This window comes from Longimicrobiaceae bacterium (assembly GCA_035936415.1).
Lineage (GTDB): Bacteria > Gemmatimonadota > Gemmatimonadetes > Longimicrobiales > Longimicrobiaceae > JAFAYN01.
This window is the reverse complement of the sequence record DASYWD010000173.1, coordinates 1-7604: the sequence shown is the minus strand read 5'-3', so window position 1 is coordinate 7604 and position 7604 is coordinate 1. Positions and strand designations below refer to the sequence as shown.

The 7604-nt window shown below is 68.7% G+C and carries 5 protein-coding genes; 3 read left to right on the top strand and 2 right to left on the bottom strand.

The window, feature by feature from the left end; genetic code table 11:
- Window positions 1-111 precede the first annotated feature (111 nt).
- A complete protein-coding gene (locus tag VGR37_06740; protein HEV2147080.1) occupies window positions 112-465 on the bottom strand; it encodes a hypothetical protein in 354 nt (117 codons plus the stop codon).
- A gap of 817 nt (window positions 466-1282) precedes the next feature.
- On the opposite strand from VGR37_06740, the gene VGR37_06735 reads away from it, so the two are divergent.
- On the top strand, window positions 1283-2659 hold the full coding sequence (locus VGR37_06735) for a Fic family protein (protein HEV2147079.1): 1377 nt from the start codon (window positions 1283-1285) through the stop codon (window positions 2657-2659).
- Window positions 2660-3095: 436 nt separating this feature from the next.
- On the opposite strand, the gene VGR37_06730 is transcribed toward VGR37_06735, so the two are convergent.
- The gene (locus tag VGR37_06730) at window positions 3096-5231 is read right to left on the bottom strand and encodes an amino acid permease (protein ID HEV2147078.1); all 2136 of its coding nucleotides are present in this window, start codon (window positions 5229-5231) and stop codon (window positions 3096-3098) included.
- 229 nt (window positions 5232-5460) lie between these two features.
- Here VGR37_06730 and VGR37_06725 point away from each other — a divergent pair, with 229 nt between their 5' ends.
- Complete coding sequence (locus VGR37_06725) at window positions 5461-6570, top strand: SDR family NAD(P)-dependent oxidoreductase (protein ID HEV2147077.1); 1110 nt, start codon at window positions 5461-5463, stop codon at window positions 6568-6570.
- A partial coding sequence (locus VGR37_06720) for an SDR family oxidoreductase (GenBank protein ID HEV2147076.1) occupies window positions 6567-7604 on the top strand: 1038 nt, incomplete at its 3' end. The genes VGR37_06725 and VGR37_06720, both read left to right, overlap by 4 nt.

Below are 7604 nucleotides of genomic sequence, written 5' to 3'. Positions count from 1 at the left end.
AGGCTTCTGCCCCAGAACAGGAAAGCGGAGCCGAGAGGTCTCGACTCCGCTCTACCGCATTCGGGCTGCAATCTGCTTCCTCTGCCTGAGTCTCCGAACTTCGCTCCTACCTCATTTCCAAAGTTCGGGATGACTCATGTTTGTAGGTTCGGAGCGCTGGGTTGGTGGATTTCTCGTGGACTCGCTGATCCACGCAATTCTTTGGGCCTCGAATCGCACGCCCCCTCCTCGACGGAAGAGGCAGGAACGATCTCTCAGGTTCAGCGCCGCACGGGCCGCCTCCTCCAGACCCACCCTCGAGACGAGCGGAGCCCATTCCTCCAGATCAGCGATGTTCCGGATGGGCTCGGCCAGCGGATCAAGAAGCCGTTCGGCGGGAACCTCGCCCAGCGTCGCAATCAGTTCCCACGTGTCAACGAGCTGTTGCGGCGTGAGACCGCCGAAATCGGGCAGCGGCTCCCCCATCAGCGGACGAAGATACGGCTCACCGCCGGAAGCATCAGATCGGCGACGATCACTCCGTCGACCGGTTCCCGTGCTCCCCCCCTACACCCGCCGCTTCCGGCAGCACGTGACGCAGGCCGTCGAACAGCTGGACCGTTCGCCGCGGGCAAGGATCCGGCGTTCTGGATCGTCGGACCATGATGGACGGCCCCCCGTTCACTCGTCATCGCGCTCGCGCCCATCTGCTTTCGATGCTCCGCTTCATCGCGCGCCGCGATGAAGTTGGCCGTGGCCGTGAGCAGACGGACGTGCGATTCCGCAGCAACGCCGATTGGCTCCAGTGCCTGAAAGAATGTGAGCGCGCGCTGCAGTTGCTCGTGGTAGAACAGTCCACTCCGATACAGGCGCTCATCCGCCGGATTACCGGAGGCCGTCCGCTTGAACGCCGCTTTTCACTTCTCGGAGTGAAGGCCCGCTGTGTAGGTTGCGAGATCTTCCCGTTGCGAATGGAGTGGCCGAACCCGGGCCCGGGTGCTCTATACGCCTGTCCAGTTGCGTTGAGATAGATTGCTCCCTTTTGCTACGCTGAATATATTTCACACGGATCCACAACTAGTGATGGGTTTTCGCGGCACGTGAATGGTTTTCACACCCAGGTAGGATGCCTGATCGGAATCCGCAGTTGCTGAACGTTTTTCGCGGTCGAGAGCTTCCGGAGCCAGCTCACCTGGCAGGGTACGCTTGGCTGATCGACCAATTCGATCTTCCCGTTCCCCTTCCCCCAGTCCTCACCGCAACAGCGGCCCGGCACCACCCAACCTCCAGTGACGAGTGGCGCGTGCTGACTCCGCGGCATGCTCCGAAACAGGACTCGCCCGGCGCACACCTGGAGTTCGCGCTGAAGTGGGAAGGTGTGAACCTGTCCGTCTTGGCCGCACTCTTCTCTGTCATAGAGGCCGAGGAGGTGGCCCAGGTGGTCCGCGAGAAGCCGACGGGATCCTATGCGCGCCGGCTCTGGTTCCTCTACGAATGGTTGACCGCAAGACTGCTCGACATACCTGACCTGGGCCCCGTGCGTGCAGTTCACGTGCTCGATCCAAAGCAGCAGTATGCCCTTGAAACATGCAAGTCGTCGTCTCGCCACCGGGTAATCGACAATCTTCCTGGAGCACGGGACTTCTGCCCGCTCGTCCGCCGTACTCCGCTCCTCGATGAATATACAGGGCGCAACTTCAGCGAGCGGGCGCGCGCGATCATCGGACGGACACGTCCGGATGTGATCACTCGCGCAGCGGCCTTCTTGCTCCTCAGCGATAGCCGTTCTTCCTTTCAGATTGAGGGAGAGCAGCCGAACCTGGAGCGTGCCCAGCGGTGGGCACACGCGATCGGTCAGGCAGGGAGCCGGGCGCTCAGCGTAGCTGAACTGGAGCGGCTGCAGGCCGAGGTGATCGGCGATGCACGCTTCGTAAAACTGGGGCTCCGTACGATAGGCGGGTTTGTCGGCAACCATGACCGGATAACCCACCAGCCGCTCCCGGAGCACATCAGCGCACGACCGGAGGACCTGGGCGCGCTTGTGGAAGGAATGGTCGCTTACGACCGCCGCACGGTTACTGGAAAGGTGGACCCGGTGGTCGCAGCCGCCGGGCTGGCCTTCGGCTTTGTGTACGTGCACCCCTTTGAGGATGGCAACGGCCGGATCCACCGCTGGCTCATTCACCACGTGCTGGCCGAGGCCGGGTACAATCCACCCGGTGTCGTCTTTCCCGTCAGTGCCGCGATCCTACGCGAGATCGACTCGTACAAGCGGGTCTTGGAGAGCTATTCTGCGCCCTTGCTACCGTTTATCGATTGGCGGGCGACCGAGGACTTCAACGTCGAGGTGCTGAACGAAACCGGCGACTACTACCGGTACTTCGATGCTACTGCGCACGCTGAGTTCCTGTATCGGTGCATCAAGCAAACCGTGGAGCGGGATCTCCCCGAGGAGGTTGCATTTCTGGAAGGATACGACCGGTTCATCACAGGGATCCAGCAGATTGTCGACATGCCGCAGAGGAAGGCTAGCCTCCTGCACAGGTTCCTGCAGCAGAACGGAGGAAGCCTCTCAAAGCGCGCTCGTACAGGCGAGTTCGTGGAACTTCGTGAGGAAGAGGTGGCGCAAGTCGAGGCCTTGTACAACCGGGAATTCGGAGCAATCCCGGGGGCCGGGTAAGTGAGATTCTTTGTGGGTTCCTTGCGACACCAGCTCCTGGAATCACATCCAGCTACGACATGAGGGTACCGGAAAGCCAGCAAATACGACCGGGTGTCGCGGTTCTCGCCATATCGGAGTTGAGGCCCGGTAATCATTTCGATTGCCGGGCCTCCGCGTTTCGAGGCATCAGATCTGCCGAAGGACTTCCAACCAATCCTCCTTCCGGCTCGGGCGCCGCATCCGGCACGTAGAGCCCTTCCAGGAGGGCACCGCGATGGAGCTCCAGGGCCTCCGCCGTCCGGCCGGCTTAGACAGCTACGGGCGCTCGGCGTCCGGCTGCAGGGGGCTCGCTCCGGTGCTCATGGGCGGATCAGGGTGCGAGCTCCGTGCCGTCCCGGACGCGGCCTGCCGCGTCTTCACCTCACCGGGGCACAACCGATCCGGGTGCCGCTGTCTACGGGGTGCGCGGGTGCCCCTTCGCGAGGGCGCGGATCGCCCCGGGCTCGCCGATCACGGTGAGGCGGTCGCCGGCACGCAGCACGCTGGACCCGCGGGGGACGAAGCTCTCGGACCTGCGCCGGACCAGCGCGATCAGGGTTCCGGGCGGCAGCCCCAGCTCGCGCACCTCCCTGCCGATCCAGTCCGCGGCCGGGGAGCCGGCGTCGAGGTGGAGCGTGATCGAGTGCTCCTCCCGGAGCAGGGTCTCGCGCAGCTCGTGCTCGCTCCCGGCCGCCAGCCACTGCCCCAGGAAGGCCTCGTCGTCCACATGCGTCGCCAGGTGGCCCAGCAGCCGCAGGTGCTGTCCCGGCTCGCCCTCCGGGCTCAGGAGGAAGAAGAGGGCGACGACCCTGGACGCATCGGCCGGCGGCTCCGAGTCCGGGGCGATGTCGCGGACCGGGATCCCCTCCCGGCAGCGCACCAGCACCATCTCGGCGTGCTCGACCTCGGGCGCGCGGGTGTGGGGGAGCGCCGCCCCGCGGGCGATGGGCATCATCTCCGCTTCGCGCTCCCGCCGGAACTCCCACTCCAGCCGCTCCGCGGGCACGCCGGTCCGCTCGGCGAGGAGCGCCGAGGCCTGGCGGACGACGGCCGGGAACGGGACCGTCTCCGGGAGGTCCACCACGGCGGCCCGGGCGACCACCTCGTCGAAGGGGTCCTCCGTGCGCAGCCCCTTCTCCTTGATGATCCCCCGCAGCTCCAGCTCCAGCCCCTCGTACCGGCTCTCCCCCATGCGGGCGAAGGTGTGCAGGATCGCCCCCTCGCGCTGCACCCGCCCGCGCGCGTAGTACAGGTACCAGCCGATGCAGAGCGCCACCAGGCCCAGGGTGAACCCGATCGCCAGGTGCCCCATCTCCGCGATCAGCCAGAGCGGGGCGACGATCCCGACGACCTGCATCCAGGGGTAGAGCGGAGAGCGGTAGCCAGGGTCGTAGCTCTCGATCCGGCTCTCGCGCATCACGATCACCGCGAAGCTCAGCAGCGAGAAGAGCAGGAGCTGGAAGGCGCTGGCCAGCTTGGCGATCCCCTCGATGTCGAAGCTCACGATCATCGCCATCATCAGCACCCCCGTCGCGACGATCGCGAGGGTCGGGGTGCCGAAGCGGCCCACCTTCGCGAACCCCTCCCACACGAGGCGGTCGCGCGCCATGGCCAGCGGGTAGCGGGACGCGGACAGGATCCCGGCGTTCCCCGTGGAGGCGAACGCCGCGACCGCCGCGACCACGATCAGCACCACCCCGGCCCCCGCCGGGAGCCAGTCGAAGAACGCCGCCGCCGCGGTGGCGACGGGGGTCAGGTCCGAGCGCAGCTCCACGGGGTTCAGGACCGCGACCATGATGTACACGCCCACCACGTAGATGAAGGTGGTCACGGACAGCGAGAGGATCATCCCCAGCGGGATGTTCCGCTCCGGATTCCTCACCTCTTCGGAGACGCTGGCCACCTTGGTCAGGCCGGCGTAGGAGACGAAGACGAACCCGATGGTGCCGACCAGCCCGGTCACTCCGAAGGGGAGGAAGGGGGTGAACTGCTCCCGGACGGTCCTGCCGACCCCGATGGAGAACACCTCCACCAGCCCCTGCACGATGAAGAAGGCCAGGATCGCCACCAGGGCCGTGACCAGGATGCGCTGCAGCCCGCTGGTCTCCTTGGCCCCGACGACGTTGACGACCATGAACACCAGCGTCAGCGCCACCGCCAGCGGCTTCACCGGCACGTCCACGTAGATGGCCAGGTAGGCGCCCATGCCGACCAGCGCGAAGGCGCTCTTCAGCACCAGCGCGAGCCAGGTCCCCAGCCCCCCGATGGTACCCATGATGGGCCCCAGGCTCCGGTCGAGGAAGTAGTAGGCGCCCCCCGCGCGCGGCATGGCCGTGCTGAGCTCGGCCACGCTGAACATGGCGGGGAGGATGAAGAAGCTGGCGAGCAGGTACGCCAGGACCACCGACGGTCCGGCCTGCGCCGCCGCCAGCCCGGGAAGCAGGAAGAAGCCGGAGCTGAACATGGCCCCGGTGCTGATGGCGAAGACGTCAAACAGCCCCAGGTCCTTCCTGAGGCGCGCCGGCTCCGGGAGGTTGTCTCGTGCGTTCATCGGGCAAGGCGGATGCGATCAGGTCTGACGCCGGGCCTCGGTCGTGTCCGAGCCGGCTCGGCAAGGCGCGGGCCGGGCCAGCAGCAGCCACACGCCCCACACGATCCGCGGCGTCCCGTACAGACCCGGGCCGGGGGACCGCTCTGTCCGGACGAGCGGGTGGGGACGGCGAGCGGGTTGCAGCGGTCCGGACCGATTCCGAAGCCGGACACCGGAGCAGGAGCACGACGTGAGCGGACGAGGCCGATCCCGGACGACGACGGCGCTGGCCGCCCTGGCGCTCGCCGGGCTGGCGTGGAAGGTGACCCGCGGGGCCCGCGAGGCGGACCTCGCCGGGAGCGTGGTGCTCATCACCGGGGGCTCGCGCGGGCTCGGCCTGCTGCTCGCGCGGGAGCTCGCCGGGCTGGGGTGCCGGCTGGCGCTCTGCGCGCGCGACCCGGAAGAGCTGGAGGCGGCCCGCCGCGAGCTGCACGCCGCCGGGGCGGAGGTCCTCGCCGTGCGGTGCGACGTGGCGGACCGCGACGACGTGGAGCGGATGGTGGAGCGCGTGCTGGAGAGGTACGGCCGCGTGGACGTGCTGGTCAACAACGCCGGCATCATCCAGGTGGGGCCGCTGGAGTCCATGACGGTGGAGGACTTCGAGCACGCCATGGCGGTCAACTTCTTCGGCGCGGTGCACACGGTCCTGGCCGTGCTCCCCGGGATGCGGGCGCGGCGCAGCGGGCGCATCGTCAACGTGGCCTCCATCGGCGGGAAGGTGGCCATCCCGCACCTCCTCCCCTACGACAGCGCCAAGTTCGCGCTCACCGGCTTCTCCGAGGGGCTCCGCTCGGAGCTGGCGGGCGAGGGGATCACGGTGACCACCATCGTCCCCGGGCTGATGCGCACCGGCTCGCCGGTGAACGCCCTCTTCAAGGGGCAGGCGGAGAAGGAGTTCTCCTGGTTCAGCCTGGGCGACGCCACCCCGCTCACCGCCATGAGCGCGGAGCGCGCGGCGCGGCGCATCGTCCAGGCCGCCCGACGCGGGGAGGCGGAGGTCACCCTCACCTGGCAGGCGAAGCTGCTGCGCCTTGCGCACGACCTCTTCCCGGGGGCGACCGCCGACCTGCTGGGCGGGGTGGCGCGCCTCCTCCCGGAGCCGGGCGGGGCGGGCGGGGAGGTGCGCGGCATGGAGCTGGCGACGCCGGTGTCGCCCTCGCCGCTGACGGCGCTGATGAACCGGGCCGCGCGCGAGAACAACGAGTACGGCGGAGCACCCGAGCCCTCGCCGGAGCACGCGCGGCGGGTGGGGCTGCGGGGGCACGGGGCCGAAACCCAGGAAAGGACGGGTCGCGAATGAGCAGCAACGGAGAGCGGCAGGTGGTCGTCGTCACGGGCGCGTCGGCAGGCGTGGGCCGGGCGACGGTGCGGGCCTTCGCGAAGCGGGGGGCGTCGATCGGGCTGATCGCCCGCGGCCTGGACGGGCTGGAGGGCGCCCGGCGGGACGTGGAGGCGCTGGGGGGGAGGGCGCTGGTGCTCCCCGCCGACGTCGCGGACGCGGACGTGGTCGAGGCCGCCGCCGCCCGCGTGGAAGCGGAGCTCGGGCCCATCGACGTGTGGGTGAACAACGCCATGACCTCGGTCTTCTCGCCCATCAAGGAGACGACCGCGGAGGAGTTCCGGCGCGTCACCGAGGTCACCTACCTGGGCTACGTGCACGGCACCCTGTCGGCGCTGCGGCGGATGCTGCCGCGAGACCGGGGCGTGATCGTGCAGGTGGGCTCGGCGCTGGCGTACCGGGGGATCCCGCTGCAGGCCGCGTACTGCGGGGCGAAGCACGCCATCCAGGGCTTCATGGACTCGCTTCGCTGCGAGCTCCTGCACGACGGGAGCAACGTGCGCGTCACCATGGTGCAGATGCCGGCGCTGAACACCCCCCAGTTCCGGTGGGTCAAGAGCCGGCTCCCCAACAAGTCGCAGCCCGTCCCCCCCATCTACCAGCCGGAGGTGGCGGCCGAGGCGATCCTCTTCGCGGCGGACCACGACCGGCGCGAGGTGTGGGTGGGGTGGCCCACCGTCCGCGCCATCCTGGGGAACCGCGTCGCGCCCTGGTACGTGGACCGGAAGCTCGCGGCGGAGGGGTACGACGGGCAGCAGATCGACGAGCCCCGGGACCCGGACCGGCCGCACAACCTGTGGGAGCCGGTCCCGGGCGACCACGGGGCGCACGGCGTCTTCGACCATCGCGCCCAGGACTACAGCCTGCAGCTCTGGGCCACCCGGCACCGTGGGCTGCTGGCGTTCGCGGGGGCTGCGCTGGCGGGGCTGGGGATCGCCGCGGCGGCGCGGGGCGGGGACGACGGGGAGGACCGGAGCGCGGCGCCGCTCCCGCTC

Excerpts from the sequence above, each read along its gene's own strand:
- VGR37_06740 (HEV2147080.1), bottom strand. The coding sequence starts at position 465 with ATGGGGGAGCCGCTGCCCGATTTCGGCGGTCTCACGCCGCAACAGCTC.
- VGR37_06730 (HEV2147078.1), bottom strand. The coding sequence starts at position 5,231 with ATGAACGCACGAGACAACCTCCCGGAGCCGGCGCGCCTCAGGAAGGAC.